We start from the raw sequence: 18,896 nt of genomic DNA on the forward strand, positions 1-18,896 counted from the left end.
ATAATGATTTAAAAATAATGATCTACAATGGAGGAATGAACAATGTATAAATCAGTCATTATCGGAACCGGCCCGGCAGGGCTTACGGCGGCAATCTATCTGGCACGCGCCAATATGAGCCCACTTATTATCGAAGGCCCTCAGCCTGGTGGTCAATTAACGACGACAACCGAAGTGGAAAATTTCCCCGGTTTTCCTGATGGCATTATGGGTCCGGAATTGATGGACAATATGCGTAAACAAGCCGAGCGTTTTGGCGCTACTTTTTATACCGGTTGGGTGGACAGTGTAGATATGTCGCAGCGTCCATTTAAATTGCAAGTGGAAGGCAAAGGCGAGATCATCACCGAAACGTTAATCATCTCGACCGGTGCAACCGCCAAATACCTCGGTATTCCGAACGAGCAGGACAATATCGGGCGCGGCGTTAGCACTTGCGCAACATGTGACGGCTTCTTTTTCCGCAATAAAGAAATTATCGTTGTCGGTGGTGGCGACTCGGCGCTGGAAGAAGCAAGTTTTCTGACTCGTTTTGCTTCCAAAGTAACACTTGTACACCGTCGTGGGGAATTGCGTGCATCCAAAATTATGCAAGATCGCGCTCGTGCAAACGACAAAATCGAATGGGCACTGAACCGCACACCACTTGAAGTTGTCGCTAGCCCACTCGGTGTAACCGGTCTGAAAGTGCTCAACAATGAAACTGGCGCAGAGGAAGTCATTGAAGCTCATGGCGTATTCGTTGCGATCGGTCACCATCCTAACACCGGCTTCCTCGGCGGACAGATTACAACTGACGAGAACGGTTATATCGTTACCCATCCGGGCACAGCGGAAACGAATATCCCAGGCGTATTCGCCTGTGGCGACGTACAAGATACACGTTATCGCCAAGCGATTACCGCAGCAGGCAGCGGCTGTATGGCAGCGATGGATGCTGAGAAATTTATCGAAGCTACCGAGCATGCAGCGGTATCGCTGTAATTGGACGAACCGTTCATCCTATCCGGCATCATACAATTATCAATCGGCATCATACAATCATCATAAAATCGTATACCGACAACATCAAACTACCCTTGCGATCGGCTCGCAAGGGTAGTTTTGTGCTAGTTTATGTTGTTAGAGTAGTATGTGCCGATTGCACAATTATCGACTGCTTAGCAGGCTGTGTTAAATACGTTTACAGTATGTCGATCTAACAAACGAATAGGTTAAAACATATTCGACCATCCCTAAATACGTTCATCATCAAGCGCTGATAACAAAGACATACTATGAATGTATCTGAGACGAGCTACTAGTAGCTTGTCTCGAATACATTTACAGTTTGTCGATCCAACAATCGCTTGGTGCTGAATCGATTTAGGGATGTTTAAACGTAATTTTCATTTGAGACAACCTACTAGCACTTTGACCGAGATTAATTTGAGTATTGAATCTGTTTTAAGGTCGCATGGATCGGGATTTCAGTACACAATCCAAATTAACATTTAACTTGGTCAAGCTACTAGGTGGTGTCTTCAAACCTTCAGCATTGTCATTTTATTGTTCAAGTAGGTCGCGTTTTAAGTGAGTTGAGCTGTGTATACAAGCGTAATCTAATGAAAAAAGCGCATCGAACTGCCTATGAAGCCGTTTGAAAACAAGCCGTAGTGAATTCGTTATTAAAATAAAGCGCTAGATATCACCTGGAAAATCAGCAAAAATCCGACTCCAACCGCCAGCAAAGATACTCCTTTTTTGCGTTTCGCTTGCGAAAAATTAAATACGCCCAAGCTAAATAACGGCACAATAATCAAGGCAAACAAAAACATCAGTACATAAAAGGGCAACGAAATATCAGCAGTTTCCCAAAAATGCATAGTTGCTTTCTCTCCATTTCACAGTAGGTTTATCATATTTCAGGTCATCATCATAACGGCGCAGCACGTTACGCTGTCAAGCTTGCGTACAACGATATACGGGCAATGACGACGGCGTTTACACCGGGTAAAGTTGTCTCTATTTATCCATATTTATGCTAGTTCTGTAAATTTGATAGTGTTATCGCATACACACCATCATTCAAAGCGTTCAGCCAGTCAGAGCTGGCATTCGTTTCAATTAGTGAAGCGATCAAGCAGCCTGTACACGTTCCTGCAATGACCAATATCGAAATTATAGACGATAATCGCTACTATCGTGCGCTATAAATAAGGCGATTTTACGTCAAATTTTAAATAAGCAAGCAAGCAAAAAACGATCCTTAATCGGTTTGATTCGTACTTATTTGTCTATTATCGTGTCGTTGTTATCAAATAAAACTATAACGGTAACGGTTATTTTGATCGAAATACGGTTGAAAAATGAATTATTCCGAGTATAATAATCGGTATACAAAGAGATTGAAGGTGAATGAAATCGAGAACCCTATCCATAATATCGTAGCAGAGCGTAATGATGATTATTTGGATTTGCTCAACTATGCGATCCAGATCGGTGATGAGGAATGGCAGCAGGAGATTTTGGTCAATCTGAAGCGTTTGAACCATTCGCAGGAGTGGCAGCGTGAATGGGCGGTAACCGAGCACCTGTGGAGACAGTTTGATCGTATTAATCAACAGTTGATGTCGTTGTACGATTCCATCCGTGAAACGACCGATGACTGCTCCAAGCAGCGTCTGTTGGAGCAATGGTGGCACTTAAAGTTGGAGCGTATTTCCGTATCGCGTCAAATTCAGGCGGAAAACCTGTCGCTGAGCAGCGATTGTGAATCATGTCGATAATCAGAGGGATCATTCCTTTATACTTTATATTATAAAAAGAACCGACCTTAGCGAAAAGGTCGGCTCTCTCATTCGGTTATACATTTATGCTATAACGTTAAGCATGCCTAGATGAAAGCAGATCACATACGGGATGTTCATGCATCCCGTATCAAAGCGTGGATCGTATTGACTATGTTTACAGCTGTAATCAACCCGAACAAGCCGGCATCATTCACATGTCACTGTGAATTACATGCTGGCTTGTTTCATGTCACGCATCATCGTCATCATGGACGTCATCATTTCATCGCACTCTTGCAAACGGCTCATCATCATATCCATGTCCATATCCATTTCTTTCATGTTCATGCCGGACTTGCCGCACATTTCCATCATCATTTTCATATTGTTCATTTTACCCATCATGTCTTCCATGCACATCCCCATCATCATTTGCATACACATTTTATCCATTGTAGACAACTCCTTCAAATGGTTTTTTGATGTTACCGGATGCAGAGTGAATGGTTCACTCTGACGTTGTTAGCATACTACAATTTGTGGCAGATTACAATTATAGACAGCTCAAAACAACGGGAACGCTATCGGACGGTTCCTGTTATTTTTGGCTGTCTTTCATTTGAACATGTAGGCTAGCTTGCATGTTGAAGTGAAGTGCGGCTCGGATCATCCAAGTTTACGTACTCTAGGTGGTGTCTTCAAACTGTCCTACGTATTATTTATCGTTCATAAAAGTTAGAAATAAGACCCTGTACAGCTTAGTCTGACGTAAATTACCCGTATCGAACGATCTGTAAAGTAGTTTGAAGACACCTAGTTCATTGACCCGTTTAAATGCAATGTCTAATATATTCCAGCTGATGTACTCTATGTGATGAAAATATAGTTACATCCCACCATGTACGTCTTGATGCTATACAATATTACTTGATGTTGTACGATATTAAATGGTGCCGCGTACCCGGTTTGCGCGGATATTTTGCCGAGGTAGCTTGCTGTTATACGACATCAAACTTCGCATTTACATTTAATAGGGTCAATGTACTAATTGATATTCGACACCCGTACCCGCCCCAAAAACTGTGAGATTGCCGCATAAGCTGCACCGATCACGGTCGATTGCTCGCCCAGTTCGGAATACTGGATGACTAGTTTCTGGCGATGATACGGCAGCGTACGCTGGGAGACGACAGCTTCGACATGCGGAGCGATCCACGGCTCCGCTTGGCGCATATGACCGCCGATAATGACCAGTTCCGGGTTAAAGCTATTGACGAGATTTGTAATACCGATGCCGAGATATTCACCGATACGCTGGAACAGTCGGATCGCTTCCTGCTCATCCCACATCGCTTGTTGTACCCAGTAGGCGGTATTCGTATTTGGATGCGGATCGGCTAATGTATGCTCGTAGGCTAGCTCGGAAGCGTACAATTCCCAGCAGCCACGGCTACCGCAGGAGCAGGGAAGACCGTGCGCTTCCACCGACATATGTCCGGTTTCGCCAGCATAGCCGCGTGCGCCTGTATACGGCTGTCCATCGATAATGATGCCGGAGCCGATGCCCATGCCGACACTAATATAGACGAGATGGCGGGCATGGCGTCCGGCACCGAATTGTAGCTCACCGATCGCCCCGGCATTGGCTTCATTATCGATCGTGACTGGCAGCCCGAACAATTGCTCTAGCTCCTCACGCAGCGGCACTCCTTCCCAACCTAAGTTAGGCGCAAACAATACATTGCCTTGCTCATCGACCATGCCAGGCACGCCGACGCCCATCCCGATTAAACCGTGCACCGATGGAGGCAGTTCTGCGACGAGCACTGCCATCATGCGCTGCATTAGTTCCAGCGTAGTTTCGAGGCGGTGATCCGGCAATGGCTCGGTATGGCGGGTAATGATTTTGCCTTCCAAATTGGTCAGTACGATCGTCAGTTCGTTCACACTTAGTTCTACCCCTGCCGCATAACCGGCACTATGATTAAACTCTAACATCAGCGGCTTGCGTCCACCGCTTGATTGCCCTTCGCCTAATTCCAGTACGAGTCGATCGTCGATTAGCTCCTGTACCAGATTGGATACAGTTGCTTTGTTGAGCCCGGTTAATTGGGAGACACGTGTTCTGGATAATGGGGCGTAAAGGCGAATATTATCGAGCACGAGCGATTTGTTTATTTTTTTGACGAGTGCTTGATCACCTGTAATTTTCATGCTGTTTCTCCTCTCCGGAATGGACAATCACAACTTTGTTTAATGAATAGACAAAGTTCTTTATCTATGTTAGGATAGCGATGTAAACGATTTCTTTCAAGTGGTAATCTGGCGGAACGGATAGCGTACGACATGGTCAACACCGATTCGGACGCGGAAGTTCATGACCGAAAACGAATCAGAGGAGGATTTATGTAATGGCTTATTTTGCAAATATCGAACGTGTGCAATATGAAGGTGTCCAATCCAAAAATCCATATGCATTTAAATTTTATAACCCGACCCAGGTCGTTGCTGGCAAGACGATGGAAGAACATTTGCGCTTCGGTATGGCATACTGGCATACGCTTGTCGCTGGTGGGGCTGATCCGTTTGGCGTTGAAACCGCTTCCCGTCCGTGGTCTTCTTATTCCGGTATGGACTTGGCGAAAGCTCGCGTTGAAGCGCTGTTTGAGCTGCTCGACAAGCTGAATATTCCATACTTCTGTTTCCATGATGTGGACATTGCACCGGAAGGCAATAGCCTCCGCGAATTTTATAACAATATCGATACAATTGTCGAGCTGATCGAACAGCATATGAAACAGACCGGCAAAAAGCTGCTCTGGAACACCGCCAACATGTTTAGCAATCCGCGTTTTATGCACGGTGCGGCATCAACTTGTAATGCGGATGTATACGCTCATGCGGCAGCACAGATCAAAAAAGGTCTTGAAGTCGGCAAACGTCTCGGCGCCGAAAACTATGTGTTCTGGGGCGGTCGTGAAGGATACGAGACATTGCTGAACACCGATTATGCGCTGGAACAGGACAATATCGCACGCATGTTCCATATGGCTGTTGATTATGCCAAAGAAATCGGTTTTGATGCGCAATTTCTGATCGAGCCTAAGCCAAAAGAGCCGACGAAGCACCAGTACGATTTCGACGCAGCAACTGCAATCGCCTTCCTGCAAAAATATGATCTGACCGATCACTTTAAATTAAACTTGGAAGCGAACCATGCTACACTTGCCGGACATACATTCCAGCACGAATTGCGTGTAGCGCGTACGAACGGTATGCTCGGTTCACTTGATGCGAACCAAGGCGATCTGTTGATCGGCTGGGATACGGATGAATTCCCGGTTGATCTGTATGCGGCAACGACAACGATGTATGAAGTGCTACAAAATGGCGGCATCGGTCGTGGCGGTATTAACTTTGACGCCAAAGTACGCCGTCCTTCCTTCGCCGCCGACGATCTAGTGATCGCGCATATCGCCGGCATGGACACATTTGCCAAAGGATTGACTACAGCGGCACGCCTGCTGGAAGATCGCGTATTTGAAAACTTTATCGACAAACGGTACAGCAGCTTCCGCGAAGGGATCGGTGCAGACGTCGTTAATGGCAAAGCAACATTGTCATCGCTTGCCGAATACGCGCTGAACAATGAACAGCCACGTGCGAACGAATCCGGTCGTGAAGAACTGCTGAAAGCGACGTTGAACCAGTATTTGGTGACCGAGTAATCTTTAATCCATGATATAACGGCAAAACAATGCTAATATCGTTTGCCGACCAACAGACAACAATCGCTTCTTTCGATTCCCGCAAGGGAGAAGGGAGCGATTTTGCTGCTTATGTATAAATAACATTATCCATTTTCAGCTAGGTGCAAACGATGTATTCAGACATAAACTAGCAAATGAACAGCTATCGCTTAGGAGGTTATCGTATGAGCTATGTGATCGGTGTTGATCTCGGTACGAGTGCAGTGAAAACGGTGCTTGTCAATCGCCAAGGACAAGTCGCTTTTGAAACATCGGAGTCGTATCCGCTGTCCCAACCAAAGCCCGGCTATAGTGAGCAAAATCCGGAAGATTGGGTAGACAAGACGCTGTTGTCGCTGCGCAGACTGCTGGACGTGTCCAATGTGCCAGCAAGCGAGATCGAGGGCTTGAGCTTTTCCGGGCAAATGCATGGACTAGTACTGCTGGATGAGCAGCAGCATGTCATTCGTCCGGCAATGTTGTGGAATGATACACGCACAACGGCGCAGTGTCGTCGGATTGAGCAAACGCTCGGGAGCGAGTTGCTGCAAATTGCCCGCAATCGCGCGCTGGAAGGCTTTACGCTGCCCAAAATATTATGGGTACAAGAGCATGAGCCGGACAACTGGCAGCGTGCCGCACTGTTTGTATTGCCCAAAGATTATGTACGTTTCCGGTTAACCGGTGATTTGGCGATGGATTATTCCGATGCAGCGGGTACGCTGCTGCTCGATGTAGCAGGCAAAGTGTGGAGCGAGCGGATTGCGTCTGCGTTTGAGCTGCCGCTGTCTTTTTGCCCGCGGTTGGTGGAATCGTTTGACGATGTAGGTGGATTGTTGCCGGATGTTGCGGCTGCGACCGGGCTGCGTGTGGATACTCGCGTTTATGCGGGCGGTGCGGATAATGCATGCGGTGCGATAGGTGCGGGCATTTTGACGGAAGGACAGACGATGTGCAGCATCGGTACATCCGGTGTCGTCTTGTCGTATGAGGAGCGTAGGGACCTTGATTTTGCAGGTAAAGTGCACTTTTTCAATCATAGTGAACGGGATGCGTTTTATATTATGGGCGTGACGCTTGCTGCCGGGTACAGTCTGGAATGGTTCCGCAGTACGTTTGCGGCGGAGCAGTCATTTGAGACATTGCTAAGTGGAATCGATGAGATTGCGCCGGGCGCGGAGGGACTATTGTTCACGCCGTATATTGTCGGTGAGCGTACACCGCATCCGGATGCGGACATCCGCGGCAGCTTTATCGGGATGGATGCTTCGCATAAATTGCCTCATTTTGCCCGGGCGGTGCTGGAAGGAATTACGTTTTCACTGCGCGAGTCGATCGACATTTTACGTGCGTCTGGCAAAACGATTACCGAAGTGATCTCGATCGGTGGTGGCGCCAAAAACGAAACATGGCTGCAAATGCAGGCGGATATTTTTGGTGCTACCGTCGTGCGGCTTGAAAATGAGCAAGGCCCGGCGATGGGCGCGGCGATGCTGGCAGCATACGGCAGCGGCTGGTTCCCATCGTTGGAGCAATGTGCGGCGGCATTTTTGCGCACTTCGCGTTCGTACGCGCCGGATGAACAACGTGTACAGCGTTATAACGAGCTGTTTGCGATCTATCGCGATGTGTATGAGCAGACGGCTGAACTGAATCGCAGATTGGCGCGTCTACGCGGTTAATGGATAGGCTGGCAGGTGCTGGCGCTCGGTAAGCGTTAGTGATGATCGACGATCTGGCAGCATATAGACGATCTGACACCATATAAACGCAATCATTTGTTTCCATAAAAAGCCAAGTTTACATGTGTCTGAACGTATTGGAAGTCAAGCGCTTAAAGGACGCCGCTATCCTGAATGAACATGAGAATATGCAGTCGCTTAATTGATCACAATGATGCGGCAGGCAACATAACAATACAACAGGCGGGTTATGGACAATAGGTTCATAGCCCGTTTAGTATGTGTACGGAAAATTGCAGGTAAGTTTGGATTCCATTCGTTATGCCACTTCACAATCCGAGACTGTTATATGCGCCAAACTTAGTGTTATAATGAGCAAAATGACACGCTTTGCCGAAACAAACTAGTTGCCTGTATGTTCAATACGCGCAACTATAGAATCGTTGATGCGTTGTATGATAGAGGCAAAAATAATTTACGTCATCGCTCGCTTATTCTATTATTGCAACCTGTCATTTTGCCGATATAATGCATTAAAGCGAATTCATTTTGGGAAGGGCGGATACGTCTGCATGAAAAAATCGAGTCATCTCTGGGCCAAAACTTTGCTGGCCGGAACGTTATTGTTCGCCGGCTTGCCACTTGTTAGTGCTCCGCAGTCTGCTCAGGCAGCTACTGCACAAAACGTCATGTACAGTTCCAGCGATGTTGTAAATCAGCTGTATCGTTCATTAATGAACCGTGAGGCGGAGACGACATTTGTATATAATGGAACGACTGCAGGCCTGAAGGCGATGCTTCAGGATGCTTTTGAGCAGGCGCTGGAGAAAGACCCGTATACACAGTATATACTGGACAGCTACGGTTTGAGCTGGCGTCAAAATTCATATTCCGCCAAAGTAACCGTAACGATGAATTATCGGGAAACCGCTGCACAGACGAGCTATGTACAAAGCCAGGTGAAGCAGATTCTGGCTACGATTATTACGCCCGGTATGAATGATCATGAAAAAGTGAAAGTGATTCATGATTGGGTCGTACGTCATTTGAAATATGATGAGACGTATACGCGTTATACCGCTTACGAAGCTTTGCACGACGGTACAGCCGTATGTCAAGGTTATGCGTTGCTCACCTATGAACTGCTCAAAGAAACCGGCATTCAAAACATGATCGTCGAAGGTACGGCGGGCGGCGAACTGCATGCCTGGAACCTCGTTAATTTGGACGGTACTTGGTACCATTTGGATACGACATGGGATGATCCGGTGCCAGATCAAGGCGATGGTGTGGACACAACGTATTATTTGCTGACCGATGCACAGATGAAAAAGGATCATAATTGGACGAAAAAATATCCGGCTGCTAGCACGACGTACGAAAGCACACTCGATAAATTGATCAGCAGTGGCGGCAGTCAGTCAACCGTATATGAGCAACTGGCGCAAGCGCTTGATTATGCTAACGTAGGCAACAATGCGGCAGCTTCCGGCACGACGACTACGACGACAGGCACAAGTACAGGTGCGACTACAGCGAACAACAATGCGATCATCTCTGGCGCAGCGCTCAAAGCGCAAGTACAAACGGCACGCACTAACGGCAAAGCGATGCTTACTTTCCGCTATAGCGGCAATCTGACTAGCCTGAAAAGCGATCTGCGCACACTATCTTCCATCGGCGTACGCTCGATCTCGTATACGGTGCAGTCGATGAACAGTAGCAATAATGATCTGAAAGTGACGCTTTACTGGAAGTGAAAAGGCTCGGAATAAGCAGACTCCAAATAAGCAAGCTGGAAGTTACAACACCGTAACTAACGATTACGCACTAACGAACAAATCAAGCAGACACCAAAAACCTTTCCGTATCACACCACCGTCATCTGACAGACAGATAACGGTGGCGTAACGGAAAGGTTTTTTATTTTTATATAAAATAGTGTTTTGTACAGCAGCGTAGACGGTTTGTCTATGTTGGTGTGCGAGCACAAACTTTGCGATAGCTGCGATGGAGTTAGTTCGGTTGAGCATTATGCGTTCATCTTAACTGATGACTATCCCACGTCGTTTTCAGCGCATATTATTTCCATTACACAGCATTTCCATTACAGATCGTTTCTATTACATATCTTCACGGGCACCGGTGTCCAGGTCGCATTGCTCCAGTGGGATGATGCGTGTGCGTTTGATCCATTTGTAACCGAGCCACAAGATTAGAAATAGCGGCACGCTCACATAAGTGGCAAAGATCGATTTCCAGTCGATCCCATCTGCCGTAATGTACGACAAGCTCTGTCCAACGATGACGATCGCACATAGTATAAAGGCAAACAGCGGTCCAAACGGAAACCATCTAGCACGGAACGGCAGTTCATTGAGATCACGCCCTTGAGCGACAAACGCGCGGCGGAAACGATAATGGCTAATCGCTATGCCGAGCCATGTAATAAAGCCGCACATACCGGATGCGTTCAGCAGCCAGCTATATACGATTCCATCGCCAAAAAACGAGGCGAAAAAGGCGAGCATCCCAAATGCAGCCGTGACGATCAGTGCATTTTGCGGAATACCGCGTGAATTGAGTCGTGCAAACAGCTTCGGCGCTTTGCCTTCGCGCGCGAGTGCAAACAGTACACGGGTAGAAGCGTACATACCTGAGTTACCAGCAGACAGCACTGATGACAAAATGACCGCATTCATCACGGCAGCTGCAAATGCCAAGCCTGCTTTTTGGAAAATAAGCGTAAACGGACTTACCCCGATATCAGTCAAATCACTGCCGAGCAGCGTTGGTGTCGTATACGGAATAAGCAGACCGATGACGAGAATCGCCAAAACGTAAAAGATCAGAATGCGCCAAAACACCTGCCGAATCGCACGCGGTACATGCTGACGCGGATTCTCGCTTTCACCTGCTGCCACACCGATTAGCTCGGTGCCCTGAAACGAGAAGCCTGCCGCCATAAAGACGCCGATAAAAGCGAGCAACCCACCGTGGAACGGTGCATCGCCAATCGTGAAATTGCGGAAACCGACCGCTTCGCCGCCCATAATGCCGAAGATCATTAACACGCCGACGATCAGAAACAAAATGACGATGGCGATTTTGATCATCGCAAACCAGTATTCTGATTCCCCGAATCCTTTTACCGATAATACATTTAGTAAAAACAGTACGGCGAGAAATAGCAAACTCCACAGGAACGATGAGCTTTCCGGAAACCAGTACTTAATAATAATCGTCGCCGCCGACAGCTCAGCAGCAATCGTGACCGCCCAGTTGTACCAATAATTCCAGCCCATCGCAAATCCAAAAGCTGGATCAACAAAACGCGCCGCATACGTATTAAATGAACCGGAGTCTGGCATATACGTAGCCATTTCTCCAAGACTAGTCATCAGAAAATAAACCATAATGCCAACGCACACATAGGCGAGCAGCGCACCGCCAGGGCCTGCGCTTGCGACAGCGCCGCCGCTCGCCAGAAACAGACCGGTTCCGATTGAGCCGCCGAGGGCGATCATCGTCATATGGCGGGCACGTAGACCGGCTTTAAGTTGGGTTTTGGTTGTGTTTGTTACAGGTGAACTCATGTTGCTTGGATACACTCCTTCATCATCGTTCAGGGGAAGAAGGATAATAAAAAATAGACCACAGGCTAACTGCGATCTATCGATATCGATCCCGCATCATACTTCCCCTTTAAGATAGCTCAACACAATGAAAGGCTAGGTTTTTTTCATTGTGACAGTTCTGTCCCTTTCGAGCACAGCCCCAGCACGATGCGATTGGAGTGCAGCATCGCACTTCGGCAGCATAACCTTTCCGACCGGGATCATCGGCAACTCCTATGCCTGCTCCGATTGTACTCATCCATGCTGCGACCTCTACCTCATCTTGGTTGGTGTGATGAGGCATTATGCAATTGTAATCCGGTCAGTACGATACTGATACGGCTGTGTTAAAGTATAGCTTTTCACCGTTCATTTGGCAATGATTTTACTTTTGCAATACAAAAAAGTATACAATGTTTATACAAGTGTGAAACAGTACGGATGAAGTGGCTGGAGTGAACAATAGCCATATGACCGATTCGTTAACAAGGAGAATCGATCTTCCGTCAGCGGATCGGAAGCTGCACACTGGGCAGATAGCATTTCAATGCGCTAAAGCATATCGAGCGCGCTGGAATCCGCAGCATGATAGCTGCATAGTGGTGACGTAAATGACTAACTTCGCCAACGGCGCACGTATTTGTACTGAACATGATGAGCATAGCAACACCGAGCCATATTGTAGTGTCATATCGTGCACTTTAATCGCTTAAAAAGCGGCTGTATGCTCCGAATTTTTTAACCGTTTTGCTGGCGACTGCGTGCCATTTGCTGCCAGATCGTGCCGGCTGCTTCTTCGCCGGATTCGATCCGTTCCAGCGCCATTTTCGCTTGCAGGCTGACTTCGAATTCAGGATCATCTACCGCCGTTTCCAGCGCAGCGCGTGCTTCTTCGGTGCCGACTTCGTACAGGAAGCGTGCTGCGCGCCAGCGGACGAGTTTGCTGCTATCTTGCAATGTTTTCAGCATCGCTGGTGTGGCAGCCGGATCACCGATATCGGACAATGTATCACCAGCGGTACGGCGCACTGCCGCCGATTTGTCTTCCAGCGCATAATAAAGCAGCTCCAGCGCAGCAGGTGTTTTCAGATCGCCCAAATAGACGACGGCAAGGCGACGAATTTGCATTTTGTCATCGTCTAGCGCTTTGCGGATCAGCGGCAGGCTACCTTCATTCGGTTCCAGTACATCAAACGCAGCATACCGCACGCGCCAGTCGTCATGCTCCAGCGCTTGCGCAATTTCCTGCGGTGACATTTCGCGGCGCTGCTCGATAAATTCTTCATGACTCGCCCCGTGCGAAATCGCCTGTGCGATAATTTTGCGCAGACGTTCCGGCGGAAAGGCAGCTTCCAGTTCCTGTTCCACTTCACGCGCGATATCTGGCAGCTCGCCATAACGCACACCGTAATCGGTTAGTTTGCGCTCCTTGATCAATGTGGCGCTTGCCACCTCGGTGACCGCTTGTACGAAACGATCCGCTAGGGAAATCCGTTCTTCTTTTGTGCCTGCTTTGACACGAATTTGCATCGGAATGCCACGGAAAAACTGCACAAATACATTCGCTTCCCCAAAATGCTCGCCTGACAAATCGTCCGGTACGTCCAGCTTGTTCTCGATTCCGTCACGACCGAGCTTTTGTTGCACCTCATTTAAAATAGCCGACCAATCCGCATTCGCACGCCGATCCAGCGCTACAAAGTCAGCGGTATGGAAGACGCTTTTGACGCCATTAATGTGCAGCATTTCGCGGATAAAAGCGGGCGCGGAACGCTCATTATCCAGCGTATACGTTTTGCGCATACCAGCTGGCAGCGTTTCGTCGACCCGCAGCATCATCGTATTCGGACTTGGTGTAGGCTCGATGGATAAAATGTTCATTGTAGGTGTACCTCCTGTATATGTGGAATGGAATACGTATGCATGAAAAGGGGGCAGTTCAGTTGCAGGCTTCAGTACATATCAGTAACGTCTGCAAAATAGATTATCATTTGCCGCCGCTCAGCTAGCAATGCCTGCTATAGTATTCATCGCGCATCTGTATAGCACGAAACTAGCTTTAGATCATTATCTATTGTACCCCAAATGATCAGTCGTTGGCACAGCCATGATCAGAAAAGCAGTCCGGAATCCGATTGTGCGCCTGTTTTGATGTATAGCATGCTGCCGCAAAATTAAAGCACAGACTGTAATCGTCTGTGCTGCATGACTGATATCGTTTCCATATCGATACTATATGTTCATTGTTGAAATACGTGTGCCATCTCCAAGTCGGTGTTGCCGATTGCTTTCGACTGATTGCTCGCCAATCGGATCATCCACTGTGCTTGCTCCATTTCCAAGCTACAATGTTAGCGACTGGTATTTGCTTAGCGATCCTATCAATCCCACCAAAAATACCAAATATCCTGCTGTTGCAAATAGCGCGCATATTCGCCTACCGTATCAAAATGCTCTAGCACATACTGACAAAACAACATATGTTGTCTAGCAAGTGCGAGTGCTTCTTCATCGGTTTGTGGACGGCGTGCTGCGCGCAAAATCCAGACGTTTTCACTTACTGCAATCGGAAGTGCACCGTATTGTTGTTGCCATGCGCGGAACACGGTGATTTGGATTTCCGGCAGTGGGCATTCATTATAGCCGCCCATCGCAATCAGAGCTGGTGCTTCATATTCACGTCCTTGTGGCAGTTTTAGCCAAAATGCGCCATCTTCTTGCCGGCATTCTGCCCAGTGAGCGTCCGGTACAGGCAATGTACTACTGGTGGCAACTAGCTGCTCATCTAGCATGTGCAGCGGTTGTTCCGACTCCTGCACTTGGCGGTAGGCAGCATAAAGCTGCGCGGTGGACAGCTTTTCCAGCGGCTCGTATTCGGCTGGCAATTCATTATATTCCAGCAGCCACGAGATAGAGCGCCGCAGTCCATCGGTAAATGTCAGTTGTTCGGAGTTTGCGATACTTGTTTGTACAGCCGCTGTAAATGAATCTGCTTCGGCAGCAGCTTCTTCCATCATTTCCAGCAAATTTTCGCTCGGGATGACGAGCAACCAGTGCTCATTTTGATAAGGTGCTGGATAGGTGATATCACGGATTTCAACCGGTTTTGTTTCATACTGTCGAAGCAAGCTTCGCATATGCTGATTCATAATCAAATTCCCCTCTGTGAGTAGATGATGTTCCATTGGTAACGGTAAGCCGTCATGTTCACTATGTATGACTGCTGTACATAATGATGTGTACGGCTGTTCGGCAAGGCGGGTTAAACTGCCACATCGTTATATACAGCTAAAGTATACGCTAAAATAGCGCAGCCAATTACTCCGTCACATTTCCTTGATCAGCAACTTCAGCGGATTTGCGATCGATATGTTCCTGCTCACCCAAATAAAAACGGCGAATCGGCTTTACATGCTCATCCAGCTCATATACGAGCGGAATGCCGGTCGGAATATTCAGCTCAGTCAGCGTTTTTTCGTCGATGTTTTCCATGTATTTGATTAAGGCGCGCAATGTATTGCCGTGGGCGCTAATTAGAATACGTTCTTTTTTGCGAATGAGTGGGACAATCCGGTGATGCCAGAAGTCGCCGACACGGACGACCGTATCTTGCAAACTTTCGCCTAGCGGTAATTGATGCTGATGGATATTCTGGTAACGTGCTTCCAGACGCGGGCTGCGTGGATCATCCGGTTTGAGCAGCGGCGGACGAACGGCCAAACTGCGGCGCCACAGATGAAGTTGCTCCTCGCCGTACTGGTGTGCCGTATCCGTTTTGCTCAATCCTTGCAGCGCACCGTAATGGCGTTCATTCAGCTTCCATGCTTTTTGCTCCGGAATCCACAGCAGATCAAGCTCATCCAAAATATAATGCATCGTCTGGATCGAACGCTTCAGAACTGACGAAAACGCCATATCAAACGTATACCCGGCTTCCCGAATCAACTGCCCCGCTTCGCACGCTTCATGAATGCCACGCTCCGTCAATGCCACATCCGTCCAGCCTGTGAACAGATTTTGCTGATTGTATACACTTTCGCCATGCCGAACAAGAATTACGCTGTACATGCTGTAATGCTCCTTTCCTTAACTGGGTGATGGAGACTATTAATTGCTATAGAAATGATGGCTCTCTATGTTCATTTTAACCACAGCAAGCAAGTCACAATCGTAGATGATTTAGGATTTTTAATTTACATAGTGACTTAGGAAAGAATACTTTTAATCATCATTGAATTCTCGTGAGGTAAATCTATTTGAAGATACGAATTTCCCCCTGAAGATTCACTTAAAATAATATGCTAAAATATAGGAAAAAAAGGGGGGATAAATATGTTAATAAATCCTAATGCTAAGTATATATATTTAGACTGGAATGTAATTAAATATATGAAAGAACCTCGTTTAGATAAAAATGATGTAGATATTGCATTTAAACAAACCATTTTTCAATTGAAAAAGAAATATAAATTTCCTTATAGCATGGCTCACATTAAAGATCGAGCAAATAATTATAAAAAAGAGTATTACAATAACGTTAAGGAAGATTTTGATTTTGCTGAAACTATCAACGATATGAATTGTGTAGCAGTTTACAATGGATCACCAGTAATTACAAAAGAACCTATGCTAAAATGTTTCGAAAACTATATCATAGGCCCTGAAGCAAAATTATCTATTCCAAGAGAAGATATGATCTGTTCGTTTAATGTGGATATGAGTCAAATAGACACTTCGCATCCAATGTATGATTTATTGAATTCGTGTGGAGGCACATATTCAGCGGAAAATATGCAAGTTTTTTTGACAGAAATGTATGATTCGATTTTTAAAGATACTGTCAAATACAAAAAATTAAGAGAATATATTAAAAACACAGATTTTGAAAGTAGTTTAAATCAAAAATACCCGCTAGGTGAGCAGTTATTATTAAGTAAATTACTTTATCATATGTTCCCTTTTTTAGATTCGTTTCAAGATGATGAAGAAACGTTGATTAAGAAATGGCCTGAGATAGCAAAAAGCTGGTTTTCGCTAAATAATATGCATTTAAGCTGTGATTTATTGTTGATTCAAGGATATGCGCTTCTTGATCTACACCCATTATTTAATGAGAAATTAAAGAAAGATAAAAATTCTTTAGACAATATGATAAGAGATGGGAATCATTGCTTTTATGCGTCTAAAGCACAATATTTTGTTTCGGAAGATGCATATACAAGAAGGAAGATTACTTTTCTTTATTCTGCGTATTGCATTAAAACGAAAGTAGTAGACGAAGCAGCATTTATGCATTGTTTTGAATATTAATATGCTCGGCACTACGAATGTTTAAAAGCATAATCGGAATAGATTTGCGTGAAGTGTTACCGGGGAAAACTAAGGTAGCACTTCTAATTCTCGATAAGAAAATTACGATTATCAACTTATGTTTTTATGCGTAACAGTATGAATGTATACATACTAATTTAAGAAATCAAACGATGTAATGGCGATCGAAATCATAAATAGATATAAACCATCACAATGTTTTACCTGATAAAAGAAGACGACTAATCGGCTATGCATAGTTTTTTAATATGAGAATAATCATCACAACTATTATCAAAAATCGTTCCATACAAGCCGCTATACTACATACATATTATAACTACTTACAGGAAAGGGTCAGCCCATGTATAAACCCTCAACAAACCGATTATCCGCTTCTGCTCATCCTGTGCAGAAGATGATCGACCAAATCGAATATTCCCTTACTCAACTTGAGCCGTTTTCGCTAGTAAAGCTCGGTCAGCAGATCGGGTATTCGCCATTTTATTGCTCGTTTCTGTTTCATCACCATACCGGCATTAGCATCAAAAAATATACACTGTTACGCAAAATGTTGCTGGCGGCAGCCTGTTTAAGCGAAACGGATGAGCGGATTATTGATATTGCGATACAGTATGGATATTCATCACAGGCGGCATTTGCGCGAGCGTTTAAAGAGCTGTTTGGCATCACACCAGCAGCGTATCGTCAACATCCGCAGCCGCTGCAAATGTATGCCAAACGGAATGTAAAAGGGAGCGAAGTAAAAATGCAGATCGATACGACGATTAGCGAGACGATTTGGCGTTTGCAAAATCAGGTGGAGCAGCTGCATGAGCATGATTTGTTAAATGTATTAAATGGACAGTTAATGTATGAGCGATTTCAGTCGCACCAGTGGATGGGGGCGAGTAATTATGTGCCTTTTAATGAAGCGATGTGTGTGCATGAAGTGACAGATCATCCTTTTGACGCATCGTTTTGTGCGGTACGTGCGGCAGGGCATGGCAGTACGCTGGCGCAATATGAGCAGATTGTGCTAAAGCCGCTGCACAAGCTGTTTACTCATTTGCATGAATATACTTGTGTAGTGTTATGGTTTGGAGATGATCTATTTTGCCAGTTGAATTTGCTGACGATGCTGGCGTATTTGGAACAGCAGCATTATCGCGGAACGGTATATTTTAACATCGTGCAGGAGCAGACGTATGAAGTACAGCAGACGGAAATGCAGCTCGGTTCGTTTGCTTCATTATACGAACAGGTACTGCTACATCATCAGATGCCACAGCAGCAGTTATTACCGGTCATGTATCAGAGTATTCGTCTGTACATTCAGCTTCAGCAGTCGGACAATGAGCTACATCGTTATATTGTAGCCCATGCTGATACAGACGAGCACGAGCTGGTGTGTAATATGTTAACGTTGTTCACGCATTATGGGCTTGGGGATACGCAGTATATAGAAATGATTCGTTATGTGCGCGGTGAAGTAAGGGAGTAATACGCTTCAAGCGAACAATAGTGAGTTCGTTAGTGAATGTGTTAATGCGTTCGTTAACGAGTTCATTAGTGCGTCCATTTGGTGTAGAGCACCATCTTTCGCTAACGGATTAGGCTGTATAAATAAATGTATGTATTTGTTAGATCGTGTTGATGTCGAGCAAAACTATATGTTGAGTAAGAAATCGAGCATATGTAAATGCTCGTAAAGTACGATTCACGTTAATATATGTATATCGTACCGATGCAAGTGCAAGCGATGTT

At 46.0% G+C, this 18,896-nt stretch carries 14 protein-coding genes and 1 riboswitch; of the genes, 7 read left to right on the plus strand and 7 right to left on the minus strand.

Translation table 11 applies throughout. From position 1 onward, the window contains the following. Positions 1-42 precede the first annotated feature (42 nt). A complete protein-coding gene (gene trxB, locus U1I11_RS19290; RefSeq protein WP_322907754.1) occupies positions 43-984 on the plus strand; it encodes a thioredoxin-disulfide reductase in 942 nt (313 codons plus the stop codon). A 683-nt stretch (positions 985-1,667) separates the two neighbouring features. On the opposite strand, the gene U1I11_RS19295 is transcribed toward trxB, so the two are convergent. Further along, complete coding sequence (locus U1I11_RS19295; protein ID WP_322907755.1) at positions 1,668-1,865, minus strand: hypothetical protein; 198 nt, start codon at positions 1,863-1,865, stop codon at positions 1,668-1,670. A 528-nt stretch (positions 1,866-2,393) separates the two neighbouring features. Between U1I11_RS19295 and U1I11_RS19300 the strand changes: the two genes are divergently transcribed. Next, on the plus strand, positions 2,394-2,768 hold the full coding sequence (locus U1I11_RS19300) for a hypothetical protein (RefSeq protein ID WP_322907756.1): 375 nt from the start codon (positions 2,394-2,396) through the stop codon (positions 2,766-2,768). A gap of 231 nt (positions 2,769-2,999) precedes the next feature. On the opposite strand, the gene U1I11_RS19305 is transcribed toward U1I11_RS19300, so the two are convergent. Both U1I11_RS19305 and U1I11_RS19310 read right to left on the minus strand, forming a co-directional pair. Beyond that, entirely contained in the window at positions 3,000-3,224 is a 225-nt protein-coding gene (locus U1I11_RS19305; RefSeq protein WP_322907757.1) for a hypothetical protein, read from the minus strand. Between the two features lie 591 nt (positions 3,225-3,815). Beyond that, positions 3,816-4,985: an ROK family transcriptional regulator gene (locus tag U1I11_RS19310; protein WP_322907758.1), complete on the minus strand. Its 1,170-nt coding sequence runs from the start codon at positions 4,983-4,985 to the stop codon at positions 3,816-3,818. Positions 4,986-5,182: 197 nt separating this feature from the next. Between U1I11_RS19310 and xylA the strand changes: the two genes are divergently transcribed. The 3 genes from xylA to U1I11_RS19325 all read left to right on the plus strand — a co-directional run bounded on the left by xylA (position 5,183) and on the right by U1I11_RS19325 (position 9,962). Continuing rightward, entirely contained in the window at positions 5,183-6,499 is a 1,317-nt protein-coding gene (xylA, locus tag U1I11_RS19315; RefSeq protein WP_322907759.1) for a xylose isomerase, read from the plus strand. Between the two features lie 206 nt (positions 6,500-6,705). Continuing rightward, the gene (xylB, locus tag U1I11_RS19320) at positions 6,706-8,202 is read left to right on the plus strand and encodes a xylulokinase (protein WP_322907760.1); all 1,497 of its coding nucleotides are present in this window, start codon (positions 6,706-6,708) and stop codon (positions 8,200-8,202) included. A gap of 572 nt (positions 8,203-8,774) precedes the next feature. Next, positions 8,775-9,962 carry a transglutaminase domain-containing protein gene (locus tag U1I11_RS19325; protein WP_322907761.1) on the plus strand — a complete coding sequence of 396 codons (1,188 nt, stop codon included), beginning with the start codon at positions 8,775-8,777 and terminating at the stop codon, positions 9,960-9,962. Between the two features lie 363 nt (positions 9,963-10,325). Here the strand turns inward: U1I11_RS19325 and U1I11_RS19330 are convergent, their stop codons facing one another. The 4 genes from U1I11_RS19330 to gpmA all read right to left on the minus strand — a co-directional run bounded on the left by U1I11_RS19330 (position 10,326) and on the right by gpmA (position 15,887). Next, the gene (locus U1I11_RS19330; protein WP_322907762.1) at positions 10,326-11,798 is read right to left on the minus strand and encodes an amino acid permease; all 1,473 of its coding nucleotides are present in this window, start codon (positions 11,796-11,798) and stop codon (positions 10,326-10,328) included. 107 nt (positions 11,799-11,905) lie between these two features. Continuing rightward, positions 11,906-12,103, minus strand: a riboswitch (Lysine riboswitch). A gap of 454 nt (positions 12,104-12,557) precedes the next feature. After that, positions 12,558-13,700: a virulence factor gene (locus U1I11_RS19335; RefSeq protein ID WP_322907763.1), complete on the minus strand. Its 1,143-nt coding sequence runs from the start codon at positions 13,698-13,700 to the stop codon at positions 12,558-12,560. A 500-nt stretch (positions 13,701-14,200) separates the two neighbouring features. Beyond that, the gene (locus tag U1I11_RS19340; RefSeq protein ID WP_322907764.1) at positions 14,201-14,968 is read right to left on the minus strand and encodes a DUF4253 domain-containing protein; all 768 of its coding nucleotides are present in this window, start codon (positions 14,966-14,968) and stop codon (positions 14,201-14,203) included. A 169-nt stretch (positions 14,969-15,137) separates the two neighbouring features. Next, a complete protein-coding gene (gene gpmA, locus U1I11_RS19345; protein WP_322907765.1) occupies positions 15,138-15,887 on the minus strand; it encodes a 2,3-diphosphoglycerate-dependent phosphoglycerate mutase in 750 nt (249 codons plus the stop codon). Positions 15,888-16,151: 264 nt separating this feature from the next. On the opposite strand from gpmA, the gene U1I11_RS19350 reads away from it, so the two are divergent. Next, complete coding sequence (locus U1I11_RS19350; protein ID WP_322907766.1) at positions 16,152-17,129, plus strand: hypothetical protein; 978 nt, start codon at positions 16,152-16,154, stop codon at positions 17,127-17,129. Positions 17,130-17,493: 364 nt separating this feature from the next. After that, positions 17,494-18,633, plus strand: a complete 1,140-nt coding sequence (locus U1I11_RS19355) for a helix-turn-helix transcriptional regulator (RefSeq protein WP_322907767.1) — start codon at positions 17,494-17,496, stop codon at positions 18,631-18,633. Positions 18,634-18,896: the final 263 nt, after the last annotated feature.

The organism is Paenibacillus campi (assembly GCF_034659835.1).
GTDB lineage: Bacteria > Bacillota > Bacilli > Paenibacillales > Paenibacillaceae > Saccharibacillus > Saccharibacillus campi.

Excerpts from the sequence above, each read along its gene's own strand:
- U1I11_RS19350 (WP_322907766.1), top strand. The coding sequence starts at position 16,152 with ATGTTAATAAATCCTAATGCTAAGTATATATATTTAGACTGGAATGTA.
- xylB (WP_322907760.1), top strand. The coding sequence starts at position 6,706 with ATGAGCTATGTGATCGGTGTTGATCTCGGTACGAGTGCAGTGAAAACG.
- gpmA (WP_322907765.1), bottom strand. The coding sequence starts at position 15,887 with ATGTACAGCGTAATTCTTGTTCGGCATGGCGAAAGTGTATACAATCAG.
- U1I11_RS19330 (WP_322907762.1), bottom strand. The coding sequence starts at position 11,798 with ATGAGTTCACCTGTAACAAACACAACCAAAACCCAACTTAAAGCCGGT.
- U1I11_RS19310 (WP_322907758.1), bottom strand. The coding sequence starts at position 4,985 with ATGAAAATTACAGGTGATCAAGCACTCGTCAAAAAAATAAACAAATCG.
- U1I11_RS19305 (WP_322907757.1), bottom strand. The coding sequence starts at position 3,224 with ATGGATAAAATGTGTATGCAAATGATGATGGGGATGTGCATGGAAGAC.
- U1I11_RS19340 (WP_322907764.1), bottom strand. The coding sequence starts at position 14,968 with ATGAATCAGCATATGCGAAGCTTGCTTCGACAGTATGAAACAAAACCG.
- U1I11_RS19335 (WP_322907763.1), bottom strand. The coding sequence starts at position 13,700 with ATGAACATTTTATCCATCGAGCCTACACCAAGTCCGAATACGATGATG.
- U1I11_RS19355 (WP_322907767.1), top strand. The coding sequence starts at position 17,494 with ATGTATAAACCCTCAACAAACCGATTATCCGCTTCTGCTCATCCTGTG.
- U1I11_RS19325 (WP_322907761.1), top strand. The coding sequence starts at position 8,775 with ATGAAAAAATCGAGTCATCTCTGGGCCAAAACTTTGCTGGCCGGAACG.
- trxB (WP_322907754.1), top strand. The coding sequence starts at position 43 with ATGTATAAATCAGTCATTATCGGAACCGGCCCGGCAGGGCTTACGGCG.
- U1I11_RS19295 (WP_322907755.1), bottom strand. The coding sequence starts at position 1,865 with ATGCATTTTTGGGAAACTGCTGATATTTCGTTGCCCTTTTATGTACTG.
- xylA (WP_322907759.1), top strand. The coding sequence starts at position 5,183 with ATGGCTTATTTTGCAAATATCGAACGTGTGCAATATGAAGGTGTCCAA.